Raw genomic sequence first — 12543 nt, 5'->3', positions numbered from 1 at the left:
AGGCTCAGCCCTTCTTTTCGGCGTCAGCGGGGTGGGACAACGCCGGCGAGGCGATGGTTTCCGGCGTCGGCAGCGGGGTCTCGATGAGGCCCAGAAGCGGCATGATCACCAGGAAGTAGGCGAAGTAGTAGGCGGTCGCCAGACGCGAGAGCCAGACCCAGCTGTTGAGATCGCTCTCGAGGATCTTGATGGTCTCGAGGCCCGGGATCACCGCGTCGTCCGGCAGCTTGGCGCCGCAGAAGCCGAGGATGATACAGACCACCACCAGGATGATGAAGTACAGCTTGGCCATCGGGCGGTAGCGCATCGAGCGCACCTTCGACGTATCGAGCCAGGGCAGGGCAAACAGCACGCCGATGGCGCCGAACATGGCCACAACGCCCATCACCTTGTCCGGCACGGCGCGCAGGATGGCGTAGAAGGGCAGGAAGTACCATTCGGGCACGATGTGCGCCGGGGTCACCAGCGGGTTGGCCTCGATGTAGTTGTCGGCATGGCCAAGCGCGTTGGGCATGTAGAAGACGAACACCGCGAAGAGGATCAGGAAGACGCTCATGGCGAAGCCGTCCTTCACCGTCGCGTACGGGGTGAAGGGCAGGGTGTCGTGCTTCGACTTGGGGTCGACGCCCGTCGGGTTGTTCTGGCCGACCACATGCAGGGCCCAGACGTGCAGGATCACCACGCCGGCGATCATGAAGGGCAGCAGGTAGTGCAGCGAGAAGAAGCGGTTCAGCGTGGCGTTGTCGACGGCGAAACCGCCTTGCAGCCAGGTCAGGATCGGGCCGCCGATCACCGGGATGGCCCCGATGATGTTGGTGATCACGACCGCGCCGTGGAAGCTCATCTGACCCCAGGGCAGGACGTAGCCCATGAAGGCGGTGGCCATCATCAGGAGGTAGATGACGCAGCCGAGGATCCAGAGGATCTCACGCGGCGGCTTGTAGCTCCCGTAGTAGAGCCCGCGGAACATGTGCAGGTAGACCGCGATGAAGAACATCGAGGCCCCGTTGGCGTGGGTGTAGCGCAGCAGCCAGCCGTAGTTCACGTCGCGCATGATGTGCTCGACGGAGGCGAAGGCGCCCGACGCGCTCGGCGTGTAGTGCATGGCCAGCACGATGCCGGTGACGATCTGGACCGCCAGGCAGAGGCTGAGGATGCCGCCGAAGGTCCACCAGTAGTTCAGGTTCCGCGGCGTCGGATAGTCGACGAAGCTGTCCCAGACCAGGCGGGTGACGGGAAGGCGCTGGTCGAGCCAGCGGGTGATGCCGGATTTCGGCTCGTAAGTGGAATGTCCGCTCATCGTCAGCCGATCTTGACCTTGGTGTCGGAAAGGAAGGCGTAGTCCGGAACCACGAGGTTCGTGGGCGCGGGGCCCTTACGGATGCGGCCGGAGGTGTCGTAGGTCGACCCGTGGCAGGGGCAGAACCAGCCGCCGTAGTCGCCGCCGCCGACCGTCGGCACGCAGCCGAGGTGGGTGCAGCTGCCGACCAGGATCAGCCACTGGGCCTTGCCTTCCTTGTGGCGCTGGGCGTCGGCCTGCGGGTCCTTGAGGACCGCCGAGTCGTCGCGCACGGCGGCGTCGATCTGGGCCTGGGTGCGGTTACGGATGAACAGGGGCTTGCCGCGCCAGTTGATCGTCACCTGCTGACCCTGCTCAACCTTGGTCAGGTCGTATTCGACACTGGCCAGGGCGCGGGTATCCGCCGAGGGGTTCATCTGGCTGACCAGCGGCCAGGCCACCGCGCCAACGGCGCCGGCGGCGCCGGCGATGGCCGCGATGTGGATGAAATCGCGCCGGGACGGATCGTCCCCGGCTTCCGTGGAATGAACGGCGCTGTCGGCCACCTGCAGGTCACCCTTCGCAATCGCCGGCCCAAGGAGGGGTCGGCCTAAGGAAAATCCCGGGCTCTGCCGAGACCGCCGCAAAGCGTACGCCCAAGCGCACGCGATTCGACGGGCCGCCCCAGCAAGGCCCCGTGGCCGGATCGCTTAGAACCTACCCGGCCCTTTTTCAACCGGCCTTGGCGCGAAAAGGACATAGAGGACCTCATGGACGACCACGCCGATGCGTATAAAAGGCCCCGCATGACCGACATCGACCCTCTCGAAAGCCGCAAGACCCGCGCCCAGGCCTGGTTCGAAACCCTGCGCGATCGCATCCTGACGCGCTTCGAGGCGCTGGAAGATTCGGCGCCCGCCGACCTCTATCCGGGTCAGCCCGGCCGGTTCGAGCGCAAGCCCTGGGTCCGCGCCGCCGGCGGCGGGGGGGTGATGTCGATGATGCACGGCCGCTTCTTCGAGAAGGTCGGGGTGCACACCTCCGTGGTCCACGGGACATTCACCCCGGAAATGGCCAAGACCATGCCGGGCGCCGAGGAAGACCCGCGATTTTTCGCCACCGGCGTGTCGCTGATCGCCCATATGCACAGCCCGCGCGTGCCGGCCGTCCATATGAACACCCGCTTCATCTGCACCACCAGGGGCTGGTTCGGCGGCGGGGCCGACCTGACGCCGCTGCTGGGCTACCAGCGCCAGCAGGACTTCCCCGACGCCATCGCCTTCCACGCCGCCTTCAAGGACGCCTGCGACCGCTTCGATCCGGACTGGCACGCCAAGTACAAGGCCTGGTGCGACGAGTACTTCTTCCTGCCGCACCGCAACGAGCCGCGCGGCATCGGCGGCATCTTCTATGACCACCACGACAGTGGCGACTGGGACCGCGATTTCGCCTTTACCCAGGCGGTGGGGGAAGCGTTCCTGGGGACCTACCCGGCCATCGCCGAGGGCCGCATGGCTGAGCCCTGGACGGCCGAAGAGCGCGAGCAGCAGCTGGTCCAGCGCGGGCGGTATGTGGAGTTCAACCTGCTCTACGACCGGGGCACGATGTTCGGGCTGAAGACGGGCGGAAACATCGAGTCGATCCTCAGCTCCATGCCGCCGACAGTGAAGTGGCCTTGAGCGTCATTATAGCGCAAACCGGCTCACGGGTCGACTGGAATAACTGTTTAAATACAATCCATTAAGGTGGATGAAGGGGCCTACGCGAGACCACGCACAGGGCGGTTTTGGGGGCCATTTCCACCCTCCGCGCACCACCCTGAAGCCGCCGCGGGCGCGCTTCAGGCCGGGCAGGCCGCGCCGGTGTCGATCCAGGCGCGGATCAGCTCGCCGAAGGATTTTTGAGTTCCGGGTACGGCGGCGCGGCCCTTGCCGGGGGCCCAGCCCCAGCCGACCAGTTCGTCCTCGGCCATGTGGTGATAGAGGGCCTCGAGGTCCTTGCCGCCGTTGCGGGACGGGTCCTTGATCTGGCGGCAGATGTCGCCGGCCGACTTGCCCTGCCAGGCCATCTTCGACGGGGCCAGAGCCCATTTGGGATTGCCCGGGATCGACTGGATGTAGTCGCCGCCGGTCGCCTCGAAGTTCTTCAGGCCGTGGCAGGTTCCGCACTTCTGGCCGTTCGGGCCAAAGCCGTCGGCGGCGCCGGTCATCGGCGGGCTGTGGATCCTGGCCATCGCCCCCTGGCGCGGGATGTTGTCGGCCGGGTGGCAGTTCATGCAGCGCGGGTGGGTGATGACTTTCGCCGCCTCGCCGTAGAGGGCCAGGGAACGGGCGTTGCGGTCGGCAATGCCGTTGAAGCTGACGGCGGACTTCAGCGGCGGCTGCTTGGCGAGGGCGGCTTCGGCGGCCGGCAAGGGCCGGGGCGTCTCGGCCCAGGCCGGCATTAGGCCGATGGTGACGATCGTGGCGAAGGTCGCCAGGCAGATGAAGAAGAAGGCGCGCATATCCGCAGAACGGCGCGCGCCGAGCTTGGTTGCGGTGCTAGTAGCACATCCCCTGGGTCACGGCCTTGAGCCGCTCAACGGCCGCCAGCTTGTCGTCCATGAAGTCCTGGTCGATCCACCAGTCCTCGACCTCGCGCATGACCTCGCCGACCATGGGGCCCTTGGGCACCCCGGCGGCCAGGATCTCGTCGCCGGTCAGGGGGAAGGCCGGCGGGGTCCAGGTCTCGGCCAGGGCCAGCAGGCCGCGCCACTGCGAGGTGGTCGAGGGCCGGGTCGAGGCGGCCCAGGCCAGCTTGATGCGGTCGGAGAAGGCGCGCAGGCCGATCTTGTAGACGGCGCGGCGGGCTTCGCGGGGGCTCATCCAGCTGACGATGCGCGGCTCCTTGCCGGCGGCCTCGATCAGACGGTCTTTCAGGGCGTTGCTCAGGCGCAGGCGCTCGGCCGTGTCGCGGGCGACCACGGCGTCGTCGGGCAGCAGGGCGGCCAGACGGATCTCGGCGTCGTTTTCGAACAGCTGCTCGGTCTGGATGCCGACCAGGGCTTCGAAGCGGGTGAGGGCCTTGACCTGCGGCAGGACGGCGCTGAGCACGCTGGTCGCCGCCATCAGCCGCAGGGCCGCGCGCGGGTCTTCGGCGGCCAGCAGCTTCAGCAGTTCCTTCTGGGTCCGCTCGGCGGCGCGGCCGGACAGCATGCCCTTCAGCGCCTTGCAGGCGGTCAGGGCGGCCTGGTCGGGGTCGCCCTTGCCGTACCAGGCGTGGAAGCGGAACCAGCGCAGGATGCGCAGATAGTCCTCGCGAATGCGGGTCATCGGATCGCCGACGAAGACGATGCGCCCGGCCAGGCAGTCGGCGATGCCCTCGCCCGTGGGGTCGAACAGCCGGCCATCGGCGTCGGCGTAGAGGGCGTTCAGCCTGAAATCGCGGCGCTGGGCGTCCTCGGCCCAGTTCTTGGTGAAGGAGACGACGGCGCGGCGGCCGTCGGTGGCGACGTCCTTGCGCAGGGTGGTGATCTCGTAGGGGCGGCCCTGGCTGACGGCGGTGATGGTGCCGTGGTCGACGCCGGTCGGCACGGCCTTGAGGCCCGCCTGCTCGAGCGCCTCGGTGACCTGGTCGGGGGTCAGGGTGGTGGCGATGTCGACGTCGTCGATCTCGGTCTTCAGAAGCGTGTTGCGCACGCAGCCGCCGACGAACCGCGCGCATCCGGCGAAGCCCTTGGCCTCAAGCGCTTCGATCACCGCCACGGTGGCGGGCAGGGTCATCCAGGCGGGCTGGCCGATACTGTCGGGGAGGGTGGACATGGCTGTTGGCTTATCGTGGGGGACGGTCGCTGAGAAGGGGCGATGTTTCGGGTTTCCCATGGCGCTGCCTGTCTCGCATCCTTCGCTGTCATCCTCCGGCCGCGCAGCGGACCGGGGGACCCAACTTTCGGCGTGTAGATCGTGAAAGAGTCGCCGCGAACTCACGGCTGTTCGTCGCTTGCCGACATGGGTCCCCCGGTCCGCTGGGCGGCCGGAGGATGAAAGTATTGGAGTTAGGTGGACCTAGGCGCTCGGCTCGACCGATTGCGGTTCATCCGCACTTGAAGACGCTTGCCGGACCGTGATCACGTCGCCAACGCGGGTGATCACCACGTCCGTTCCTTCGCCGAACCCACAGTCGTCCGGCAGCAGGACGTAAGGGCCCTCGGCGTCTTCAAGAATGCGGCTCGTTGTTACGGTCATTCGGACGGACCTCCCGAAGATATCATACGATTTTCCGGGCGCTCAGGCCACCGCCGCCCCGTACAGCCGGTCGTACAGGGCCCGCAGCATGCCCGCCGTGGCGCCCCAGATCAGCTCGTCCTCCCAGGTCATGGCGTAGAACCGCCGACGGCCGCCGTCGGGCAGGTCGTAGTGGCGTTCCTCGTAGTTGGCCGGGTCCATCAGGAAGCCGAAGGGGGTCTCGAAGATGTGGGCCACCTCCGCCTCGCTGGGGACCAGGGGCAGGTCGGGGGGCAGGAAGCCGACCACGGGGGTCACCAGGTAGCCTGTGCCGGTCCTGTAGGGGGTCGAGAGGCCTGCGAGGGTGACATGGGCCCGGTCGAGGGCGATCTCCTCCTCGGCCTCGCGCAGGGCCGCCTCGACGGCGGTCTCGCCGGGGTCCATGCGGCCGCCGGGAAAGGCTACCTGGCCGGAATGACGGCGGAGGGTCGAGGAGCGGCGGGTCAGCAGCACCGACAGGCCTTCGGGACGCTCGATCAGCGGCACCAGCACGGCGGCGGGGGTGACGGCGATGTCGCCCGGATCCATGTCCGGGTTCATGTCGAAGTCGGACTGGTAGGGGCGGCCGACGCCGCTGTCGCCTATCGGGTCGAGGTGGTGGCTGATCCACTCCCGCAGGTCGGAGCCGGGCTTCACGTCAGATGCGCCCCGACAGGGCCGACCGGGAAGACCGCGCCGTCGCTGTCCACCGCCAGCACCGGGCCGTCCGGGGTGTCGTGTTCGGTGGCCATCTCGACCAGCTCGTAGAAGACCGGCCGGGCGATGCGCGCCTCCAGCCCCCGGCGTACATGGACGTAGGGGCGGGGCTCGCCGCTGTCGGCGTCGACCTCGACGCGGATGGGGTTGTCCGGCCCGGCGATGACCTCGTCGCCGACGTTGGTGAGGAATTTGAGGGTCTCGCCCTCGCGGTCGACGCGGACGGCGATGAAGGGGGCGTCCTCGACGGTGATCCGCATCTTCTCGACCGGGGTGACCAGGTGGAAGCCGTCCGGATCCTTGCGCAGCACGGTCGAGAACAGCCGCACCAGCGCCTCGCGGCCGATGGGCGTGCCTTCGTGGAACCACAAGCCGTCCTTGCGGATGACGATGTCGATGTCGCCGCAATGGGCCGGATGCCACAGATGCACCGGCGGCAGGCCTCGCGGCCCGGCTGTTTTGGCGGCGGCGACAACGCTTTCAAGGCCGGGGGGCGAACTCATGGGACCGATGTAGGGCGCTTACGTGCGGGCATTCAAGGCCGCCGCTCACGCGGACCCGGCATCCTCCGCCGTGTAGCGACGGACCGAGGCGCCGGCGATCATGGCGATCTGGGCGTCGTCCATCCCCGAGCCGCGAAAGCCCTCCAGGGCCTCCACCGACTGCCAGCGTTCGAAGATGTTGACCCGGTCGGATTCTGCCGTGTCGGCCGAGACCGCGAAGTCGAGACAGCCGTCCGCCGCCCGCGCCTGTTCGATGGCGTCGCGCGCCAGGTCGAGGAAGGCCTGCCGTTGGCCGGGTTTCAGACGGATTTCTCCGGCGACGATGATCATGGCCTGTGCTCCTGTTGCCGGCGCTCAGTCGCGCGGCGCGACCGGCAGGATTTTCATCCTGGTCTGGCTGGCCGCCAGCGTCCGCATCGCCGTCATGAAAGCCAGCGATTCCAGAACCTGGAAATGGGCGTCGAGGGCGGCGCGGTCCTCCCACTCTTCGTAGAAGACCAGCGTCAGCGGGTCCTCGGCGTCGATGCTGACGCCGTGCTTCAGGCAGCCGGGCTCGGTGCGCGAACGGCGGACGTGGTCCAGAGCGGCGGCCAGCATGGCGTCGAAACTCTCGGGCCGCGCCGTGACCGTGCCGGTGACGACCAGCATCAGCTCTTGGCCGGGCCGTCGTAGGCGTCGCGCAGTTCGCGTTTCAGGACCTTGCCGATGTGGCTGCGGGGCAGGGCGTCGACCAGGACGACGTCGGCCACCCGCTGGGTCTTGCCGACCTTGCTGTTGGTGAACTCGCGGATGTCCTGCGGGGTGGCGGTGACGCCCTCCTTGAGGGCCACGAAGGCCACCGGGGTCTCGCCCCAGTCCTTCGACGGCACGCCGACGACGGCGGCCTCGACGACGGCGGGGTGTTCCACCATTACCGCCTCCATGTCGCTGGGGTAGATGTTGAAGCCGCCGGAGATGATCATGTCCTTGCGGCGGTCCATCAGCTGCAGGAAGCCCTCGGCGTCGAGGCGGCCGACGTCGCCGGTGCGGATGTAGATGTCGCCGGTCTCGGGGTGGACCCACTGGGCCTCGGCGGTCTTGCCGGGTTGGTTGTGGTAGCCGTTCATGGTGGCGGGGCTGTAGCCGACGATCTCGCCGATCTCGCCGGTGGGAACCTCGTTCCCCTCCTCGTCGACCAGGCGGATGATGCAGCCGGGGGCCGGCTGGCCGACGGTGTGCAGTTTGTCGGGATGCTCGTGGGCGGCCAGCATGAAGCTGCCGCCGCCTTCGGTCATGCCGTAGTACTCGATCAGGCCGCCGGGCCAGCGCTTGAGAATCTCGGCCTTCAGCTCGGCGGAGAAGGGGGCGCTGGTGCAGAACTTCATCTGGAAGCTCGACAGGTCGTAATTGTCGAAGCCGGGGAACTCCATCAGGCGGCGGTATTGCACCGGCACCAGCATGGCGTGGGTGATCTTCTGGGCCTCGGCGATCTTGAGGAATTTCTCGGTGTCGAACTTGCCCATCATGTGGACCGTGCCGCCGCCCGACAGGGTCGGGAAGAAGCAGACCAGGGTGGTGTTCGAATACAGGGGCGTGGAGATCAGGCTGCGGGCGTCCGGGCCGTAGCCGGCGCCGTCGGGGCGGACCGACAGGTGGCGCCAGCGCATGCCGTGGCTCTGGACGATGCCTTTGGGAATGCCGGTCGTGCCCGAGCTGTAGATGATGTTGAAGGGGTCCTTCTTGCCGATGGTCACCGGCGCGGGCATGGCGCCGACTGGCGGAAGCCAGGCGGCGAAGCTGTCGCCGGCGTCGGATTCGTCGAGGGCGATGCGGCGGGCGGTGACCTGGCCCATGACGTCGGCCATCAGCGTGGCGACGCCCTGGTCGAGGAAGAACAGGCTGGCGCCGGAGTCGGCGATCATGCCGACCAGCTGCTCGGCTGTGGATGAGGGGGCCAGCGGGGCGGCGGCGATGCCGGCGCGCAGGCAGCCGAGGAAGAGCACGGCGTAGTTGATCGAGGTGGTCGCGCAGATGGCCACGGCCTGGCGCTGGGCGACGCCGTCGCGCTGCAGTCCGGCGGCGACGCGGTCCATCAGGGCGTCGAGCTGGCCCCAGGTAATGGACTGGCCGTCCTGCCAGAGGGCCGGGTGGTCCGGTCGATTGGCGGCATGCTCGCGCATGATGTCGGGCAGGTTGCCGAAGTCGTCGGCGCGGAACTGGTCGAGGATGGTCATCGTCGGACTCACACGGGTTCCTTCTCCCGCTCGCCGGGAGAAGGTGTCGGCGTAGCCGACGGATGAGGGCAGCGCCAGCGGGAGACGGATGAGCGCGTTCTGGAGCAGGCTTTCACAGGCCGGCGCTGCCCTCATCCGACCCCTTCGGGGCCACCTTCTCCCGGCAAGCGGGAGAAGGGCGGCTTCGCCGCTACTTCAGGCCGGCGAAGGTCCCGCCTTCGGCGGCCAGCTTTTCCAGCAGGGCCGACGGCTTGAAGAAGTCGCCGTGCTTGTCCTGGTAGTGCTTCAGCCGCTCGACCACGGTCTTGAGGCCGACGCTGTCGCCGTAGTGCATCGGGCCGCCGCGGTAGACGGGCCAGCCGTAGCCGTTGACCCAGACCGTATCGATGTCCGACGCCCGGATGGCCTTGCCTTCCTCGAGGATCTTGGCCCCCTCGTTGATCATCGTGAAGATGGTCCGCTCGAGGATCTCGTCGTCGCCGACGTCACGGGCGTTGGTCCCGGCCTTGGCGGCGAAGTCCTTGATGATCTTCTCGGTGATCGGGCTGGGCTTGGCGTTGCGGTTCTCGTCGTAATCGTAATAGCCCGCGCCGGTCTTCTGGCCTCGGCGGTCCATCTCGCAGAGCACCTCGCGGATGGTCGAGGACGAGCTCTTCTCGGCGTTCCAGCCGATGTCGAGGCCGGCCAGGTCGCTCATCGCGAACGGGCCCATCGGGAAGCCGAAGTCGTAGAGCACGCGATCGACGTCCCAGGGCATGGCGCCCTCGGCGACGACGGCCTGGGCCTGGCCCTGGCGGCTGGAGAGCATGCGGTTGCCGACGAAGCCCGGGCAGACGCCGACCAGGACGCCGACCTTGCCGATGGTCTTGGCCAGCTTCATCGAGGTGGCGATCACCGGCTTGGAGGTCGCATCGCCGCGCACGATTTCCAGCAGGCGCATGACGTTGGCCGGCGAGAAGAAGTGCAGGCCGATGACGCTTTCGGGACGGCCGGTGGCCGAGGCGATCTCGTCGACGTTAAGGTAGCTGGTGTTGGTGGCGAGGATGGCGCCCGGCTTGGCGATCTTGTCCAGCTTGCCGAAGATGTCCTTCTTGATGTCCATGTTCTCGAACACGGCCTCGATGATCAGGTCGCAGTCGGCCAGATCGGACAGCTCCAGCGAGCCGGTCAGGGCGGCCATGCGCTTTTCGACGTCGTCCTGGGTCAGGCGGCCCTTCTTGGCGGTGTTCTCGTAGTTCTTGCGGATGACCCCGAGGCCGCGATCCAGGGCCTCCTGCTTCATCTCGACGATCTTCACCGGGATGCCGGCGTTGAGGAAGTTCATCGAGATGCCGCCGCCCATGGTGCCGGCCCCGATGACGCCGACGGTCTTGATCGGCAGGACTTCGACATCGTCACCGACGTCGGGGATCTTGTTGGCGGCGCGCTCGGCGAAGAAGACATAGCGCTGGGCGGCCGACTGCGGGCCGGTCATCAGCTCCATGAACAGCTTGCGCTCGACCTTCAGGCCTTCCTCGAAGGGCAGGTTCACCGCCGCCTCGATGCACTGGATGTTCGATTCGGGAGCCTTGAAGCCGCGGAACTTGCGGGCGTTGGCCTTGCGGAAGTCGGCGAACACCTGCGGGTCGGCCTTGACCTCGCGGTCGCGGACCTTCTTCAGCGGCCAGTTCTCGGCGACGACCTTTTTCGCAAAGGCGATGGCGCCCTCGCGCAGCTTGCCCTCTTCGGCCATCTCGTCGACCAGGCCCATGGCGTTGGCGGCCTTGGCCGGCACGTGGCTGCCGCTGGTCATCATCTCCAGGGCCTTTTCGGCGCCGACGATGCGGGGCAGGCGCTGGGTGCCGCCGGCGCCGGGCAGCAGGCCGAGGTTCACTTCCGGCAGGCCGACCTTGGCCGAGGGCACGGCCACCCGGTAGTGGGCGGTCAGGGCCACTTCCAGGCCGCCGCCGAGCGCCGTGCCGTGGATGGCGGCGACGACGGGCTTGGGCGAATTTTCCATGATGTTCTGGACGTCGAACAGGCTGGCGCCCTTGGCGGCCCCGCCGAACTCGCTGATGTCGGCGCCGGCGATGAAGGTGCGGCCGTCGCAGATCAGGACGATGGATTTCACCGTGTCGTCGGCGATGGCGGCCTTGAAGCCTTCGAACAGGCCGTCGCGCACGCCGGACGACAGCGCGTTCACCGGCGGCGAGTTGAGGGTGATGACGGCGACATCGCCTTCGTTGGAGAGGTCGGTGACGGAATTGATTGCGGCCATGGCGTTGCGCCCCTATCGTCGTTGAAACACTTGTTTGAGCGCAAACTGCCGAGGCGGACCGCGAGAGTCCAGCCCGACCTAGAGGGAGCCTGTAGATGGATCTGGATTTCCTGCCTGAGCACGCCGAGTTCCGTAAGGAAGTCCGCGACTGGATCGAACAGAACTTCCCCAAGGCCATCCGCGACAAGCAGGCCACCGGCGAGCACCTGAACAAGGAAGAGATCCTGTCCTGGCACAAGATCCTCTACAAGAAGGGCTGGCTGACCCCGTCGTGGCCGACGCAGTACGGCGGCACCGGCTGGGACGCCGTGCGCAAGTACATCTTCAGCGAGGAGCTGGCCCGGGCCAACACCACGGGGCCGTCGTTCGGCCTGGGGATGATCGGGCCGGTGCTCTACACCTTCGGCTCGGACGAGCAGAAAGAGAACCTGCTGAAGCCGACGCTCGCCGGCGACATCTGGTGGTGCCAGGGCTATTCGGAACCCGGCGCCGGGTCCGACCTGGCCGGCCTGGCCACCAAGGCCGTGCGCTTCACCGGCGAGGACGGCAAGGAGTACTACAAGGTCAACGGCCAGAAGACCTGGACCACCCAGGGCCATTTCGCCGACTGGGGCTTCTTCCTGGTCCGCACCGATCCCGACGCCAAGAAGCAGGAGGGCATCACCTTCCTGCTGATCGACATGAAGACCCCGGGCATCAGCGTGCGCCCGATCATCACCATCGACGGCGGCCACGAGGTCAACGACACCTTCCTGGAAGACGTCATCGTGCCGGTGGAGAATCGCATCGGCGAGGAGAACAAGGGCTGGACGGTCGCCAAGTACCTGCTCGGCCATGAGCGCACCGGCATCGCCGGCGTCGCCCGCTCCAAGCGCGGCATCGAACGCCTGCGCGAAGTGGCCGCCGGCCAGCTGGCCGACGACGGCAAGCCGCTGATCAACGACCCCGATTTCCGCCGCAAGATCGCCGAGCTGGAAGTCGATCTGCAGGCCCTGGAATACACCGAGCTGCGCACGCTGGCCGGCGAGAGCAGCGGCAAGGGTCCCGGCCCGGAAGCCAGCCTGCTGAAAGTGAAGGGCACCGAGGTCGGCCAGCGCCTGACCGAACTGACCCTGGAAGCCGCCGACCACTACGGCGCCCCCTACTTCCGCGGCTTCCCGAAGGAGGGCGGCAACGCCCTGCCGATCGGTCCCGACTTCGCCTTCAAGGCCGGGCCGACCTACTTCAACATGCGCAAGACCTCGATCTTCGGCGGCTCCAACGAGATCCAGCGGAACATCATGGCCAAGGCGGTGCTGGGGCTTTAGCGGCCCCGGCGAACGTCTAAATCCCG

General features: G+C 67.5%; 13 protein-coding genes. 2 read left to right on the top strand and 11 right to left on the bottom strand.

Features of this window, described 5'->3' with window-relative positions:
• Positions 1–4 precede the first annotated feature (4 nt).
• Both AC2YG9_RS02215 and petA read right to left on the bottom strand, forming a co-directional pair.
• Entirely contained in the window at positions 5–1300 is a 1296-nt protein-coding gene (locus AC2YG9_RS02215) for a cytochrome b (RefSeq protein WP_487296284.1), read from the bottom strand.
• Positions 1301–1302: 2 nt separating this feature from the next.
• Entirely contained in the window at positions 1303–1845 is a 543-nt protein-coding gene (gene petA, locus AC2YG9_RS02210) for a ubiquinol-cytochrome c reductase iron-sulfur subunit (protein WP_487296283.1), read from the bottom strand.
• A gap of 240 nt (positions 1846–2085) precedes the next feature.
• Here petA and hemF point away from each other — a divergent pair, with 240 nt between their 5' ends.
• Entirely contained in the window at positions 2086–2958 is an 873-nt protein-coding gene (gene hemF, locus AC2YG9_RS02205) for an oxygen-dependent coproporphyrinogen oxidase (RefSeq protein ID WP_487296282.1), read from the top strand.
• Positions 2959–3119: 161 nt separating this feature from the next.
• On the opposite strand, the gene AC2YG9_RS02200 is transcribed toward hemF, so the two are convergent.
• From AC2YG9_RS02200 to AC2YG9_RS02160, 9 genes are all read right to left on the bottom strand, one after another.
• Positions 3120–3782, bottom strand: a complete 663-nt coding sequence (locus AC2YG9_RS02200; protein WP_487296281.1) for an Isoquinoline 1-oxidoreductase subunit — start codon at positions 3780–3782, stop codon at positions 3120–3122.
• A gap of 37 nt (positions 3783–3819) precedes the next feature.
• Positions 3820–5079, bottom strand: coding sequence for a CCA tRNA nucleotidyltransferase (locus tag AC2YG9_RS02195; RefSeq protein WP_487296280.1), 1260 nt, complete (start codon positions 5077–5079; stop codon positions 3820–3822).
• Between the two features lie 243 nt (positions 5080–5322).
• Positions 5323–5502 (bottom strand): hypothetical protein, encoded by a 180-nt coding sequence (locus tag AC2YG9_RS02190; RefSeq protein WP_487296279.1) that lies wholly within the window; start codon positions 5500–5502, stop codon positions 5323–5325.
• Positions 5503–5544: 42 nt separating this feature from the next.
• A complete protein-coding gene (locus AC2YG9_RS02185) occupies positions 5545–6177 on the bottom strand; it encodes a CoA pyrophosphatase (protein WP_487296278.1) in 633 nt (210 codons plus the stop codon).
• Entirely contained in the window at positions 6174–6740 is a 567-nt protein-coding gene (locus tag AC2YG9_RS02180; protein WP_487296277.1) for a DUF1285 domain-containing protein, read from the bottom strand. Before AC2YG9_RS02180 ends, AC2YG9_RS02185 begins: the two co-directional genes overlap by 4 nt.
• Before the next feature lie 45 nt (positions 6741–6785).
• Positions 6786–7070, bottom strand: a complete 285-nt coding sequence (locus AC2YG9_RS02175) for a putative quinol monooxygenase (protein WP_487296276.1) — start codon at positions 7068–7070, stop codon at positions 6786–6788.
• A 24-nt stretch (positions 7071–7094) separates the two neighbouring features.
• The gene (locus AC2YG9_RS02170) at positions 7095–7388 is read right to left on the bottom strand and encodes a putative quinol monooxygenase (protein ID WP_487296275.1); all 294 of its coding nucleotides are present in this window, start codon (positions 7386–7388) and stop codon (positions 7095–7097) included.
• Positions 7388–8953, bottom strand: coding sequence for a class I adenylate-forming enzyme family protein (locus tag AC2YG9_RS02165; RefSeq protein WP_487296910.1), 1566 nt, complete (start codon positions 8951–8953; stop codon positions 7388–7390). The genes AC2YG9_RS02170 and AC2YG9_RS02165 overlap by 1 nt, the downstream gene beginning before the upstream one ends.
• A gap of 190 nt (positions 8954–9143) precedes the next feature.
• Positions 9144–11210 carry a 3-hydroxyacyl-CoA dehydrogenase NAD-binding domain-containing protein gene (locus AC2YG9_RS02160; protein ID WP_487296274.1) on the bottom strand — a complete coding sequence of 689 codons (2067 nt, stop codon included), beginning with the start codon at positions 11208–11210 and terminating at the stop codon, positions 9144–9146.
• A 95-nt stretch (positions 11211–11305) separates the two neighbouring features.
• Between AC2YG9_RS02160 and AC2YG9_RS02155 the strand changes: the two genes are divergently transcribed.
• Entirely contained in the window at positions 11306–12517 is a 1212-nt protein-coding gene (locus AC2YG9_RS02155; protein ID WP_487296273.1) for an acyl-CoA dehydrogenase family protein, read from the top strand.
• Positions 12518–12543 lie beyond the last annotated feature (26 nt).

This window comes from Caulobacter sp. SRI_014, assembly GCF_057586315.1.
Note: the sequence above shows the minus strand (reverse complement) of the source record. Positions and strands in the feature narration are given on the sequence as shown.

Bases quoted from the DNA above. Each gene is read 5' to 3' on its own strand.
- AC2YG9_RS02215 (WP_487296284.1), bottom strand. From the start codon at position 1,300: ATGAGCGGACATTCCACTTACGAGCCGAAATCCGGCATCACCCGCTGG.
- hemF (WP_487296282.1), top strand. From the start codon at position 2,086: ATGACCGACATCGACCCTCTCGAAAGCCGCAAGACCCGCGCCCAGGCC.
- AC2YG9_RS02200 (WP_487296281.1), bottom strand. From the start codon at position 3,782: ATGCGCGCCTTCTTCTTCATCTGCCTGGCGACCTTCGCCACGATCGTC.
- AC2YG9_RS02195 (WP_487296280.1), bottom strand. From the start codon at position 5,079: ATGTCCACCCTCCCCGACAGTATCGGCCAGCCCGCCTGGATGACCCTG.
- AC2YG9_RS02190 (WP_487296279.1), bottom strand. From the start codon at position 5,502: ATGACCGTAACAACGAGCCGCATTCTTGAAGACGCCGAGGGCCCTTAC.
- AC2YG9_RS02180 (WP_487296277.1), bottom strand. From the start codon at position 6,740: ATGAGTTCGCCCCCCGGCCTTGAAAGCGTTGTCGCCGCCGCCAAAACA.
- AC2YG9_RS02175 (WP_487296276.1), bottom strand. From the start codon at position 7,070: ATGATCATCGTCGCCGGAGAAATCCGTCTGAAACCCGGCCAACGGCAG.
- AC2YG9_RS02170 (WP_487296275.1), bottom strand. From the start codon at position 7,388: ATGCTGGTCGTCACCGGCACGGTCACGGCGCGGCCCGAGAGTTTCGAC.
- AC2YG9_RS02165 (WP_487296910.1), bottom strand. From the start codon at position 8,953: ATGACCATCCTCGACCAGTTCCGCGCCGACGACTTCGGCAACCTGCCC.
- AC2YG9_RS02160 (WP_487296274.1), bottom strand. From the start codon at position 11,210: ATGGCCGCAATCAATTCCGTCACCGACCTCTCCAACGAAGGCGATGTC.
- AC2YG9_RS02155 (WP_487296273.1), top strand. From the start codon at position 11,306: ATGGATCTGGATTTCCTGCCTGAGCACGCCGAGTTCCGTAAGGAAGTC.